Genomic DNA, 2,035 nt, shown 5'->3' on the forward strand with positions numbered 1-2,035 from the left:
CTTATTCGTTGTGCGTGCTCATTGGGCTCAAAAGTCTCACCGTCGGACATAACGGCGCCAAGGTCGTGGATTGTTTGGAGCGTTGACGTGTCTAGGTACAGCCGCCGCGGAAGCCTGACCCAGGCAGAGAGCAGGGCGTTATTAGCCGGTGGCGTCCCAGCCCGGGTGTAAATGACGACGGACGTAGGTTCCTTCAAGAGCTACCAACTCATCGAAGGAAGGACTACGCCCGTGTCATCACGAGTATCTCCCACCGACCGCATTCGCGGCGAGATCAACCTGCTGTTCGACGGCTCGCGTGAGCTGTCGGAGGTGATCGAGGATGTCGCCCGCCTCGGTGCCCGGCTGATCATCCAGACGGCGTTGGAGGCCGAGGTCGAGGTGTTCCTGGGCCGGGCCCGCTACCAGCGGGTCGCCGGTGTCGAGGACGCCCGGGCGGGTAGCCGCAACGGCTATGGCCAGGCGACGATCAAGACGACCGCCGGGCCGGTGACCGTGGCCCGGCCGAAGCTGCGGGGCACGACCGGGGCGTTCGCGTCGCGGCTGTTCGGCAAGTCCGTGACGAAGTCGAATGCCCTGGAGTCGTTGGTGATCGCGGGGTTTGTGCGCGGGCTGTCGGTCCGTGATGTGGAGAACACCCTCGCTGATGCTCTGGGCGCGGAAGCGGCCTTGTCGAAGTCGACGGTCTCGCGGGTCTGCCAGGCGATCGGGGATGAGTTCGGCCGTTGGTCGGCGCGGCGCCTCGACGATCTCGAGCTGGATTACCTGTTCCTGGATGCGTCGATGTTCAAGATGCACCCCGGCGCCCGCGCCGAGCCGGTGCTGGCCGCGTGGGGCATCACCACCACCGGGGCGCCGGTGTTCGTTGCCCTGGCCGCTGGCGGGTCGGAGTCGACCGACGCGTGGGCCGGGTTCCTCGACGAGCTCACCGCGCGGGGGTTGCGAGCGCCGCTGCTCGTCATCAGCGACGGCGCCGCCGGGCTGCTCGCCGCGGTCGAGACCACGCTGCCCCGCTCGCTGCGGCAGCGGTGTCTGATCCACCGATCGAGGAACGTGCTAGCGAAGGTGCCGGCCCAGGCGCAGAGCGAGATCCGTGACGCCTACTGGGCGATCTTCGACACCGACACCCTCACCGACACCGCGATGACACCCGGCCACGCCCTCGTCGCCGCCGTGCAAGGTCGTATCGACACCTTCGCCGAGAAGTACGCGTCGGTGTTCCCGTCGGCAGTCAAGTGCCTACTCACCGACCGCGAGCAGCTCACCAGCTACCTGCGGTTCCCGCTGGAGCACCACCGCCGGATCAGGCACTCCAACTTCATCGAACGCACCTTCGGCGAAACCCGCCGTCGCGTCAAAGTCATCGGCCGACTGCCCAGCGAAACGTCCTGCCTGAACCTCGTCTGGGCCGTCCTCGACCGGGCATCGCGCGGCTGGCGCGGCATGAACATGACCGCGACCGGCACCCGACTGCTCGCTGACCTACGCCGCCAGCTACTCGACCCACCAACCCCGATCCGACGCCCGGAAATGACCACCCAGACCGCCCCACCACAAACCGTCGGAGCCGTCGGAGCCGTCGGAGCCGTCGCCTAATATCACCACCAAGGAACCGAGTCGGTCATCATTTACACCGCACCTGGGACGCAACCGCCCTGCAAGGTCGCCGGCCGAACTTGGGCCCCAGTACCGCCCCCGACAGACCGGATCCGATGACCAGCCCCACGGTCAGCGGCACGGTGCACAGGGCTGCGTGAATCGGGGTGAAACCTTGCCCGATCTGCAGGAACAGGGTCGCGCACAGCAGTGTGCCACCCAGCCCGGCGAAGAACAGGACCGCGAAGATCAGCCCCGCGGTGTAGCCGCGGTGGTTGAAGACGCTCGGGGTGACGAGCGGCGCGACGCCACGCGCGTCGCGTTGCCGTTGCTGGAACGCGAAGCCGACCATGATCAGGACGCCCCCGGCGATGCTGGCGTACGTCCACCACGGCCAGCCGGCATCGCGGCCTTGGATGAGCGGGTAGACGATCAATAC

The 2,035-nt window shown here is 67.2% G+C and carries 2 protein-coding genes; one reads left to right on the plus strand and one right to left on the minus strand.

Annotation, left to right across the window (positions count from 1 at the left end; translation table 11 throughout):
• Positions 1–231 precede the first annotated feature (231 nt).
• Positions 232–1,596 (plus strand): IS256 family transposase, encoded by a 1,365-nt coding sequence (locus tag VNF71_14530; protein HVA75771.1) that lies wholly within the window; start codon positions 232–234, stop codon positions 1,594–1,596.
• A gap of 28 nt (positions 1,597–1,624) precedes the next feature.
• Here VNF71_14530 and VNF71_14535 read toward each other — a convergent pair.
• Positions 1,625–2,035: hypothetical protein (locus VNF71_14535; GenBank protein HVA75772.1), on the minus strand; the 411-nt coding region annotated here is incomplete at its 5' end.

This window comes from Acidimicrobiales bacterium, from assembly GCA_035533095.1.
Classification (GTDB): domain Bacteria; phylum Actinomycetota; class Acidimicrobiia; order Acidimicrobiales; family Palsa-688; genus DATLUM01.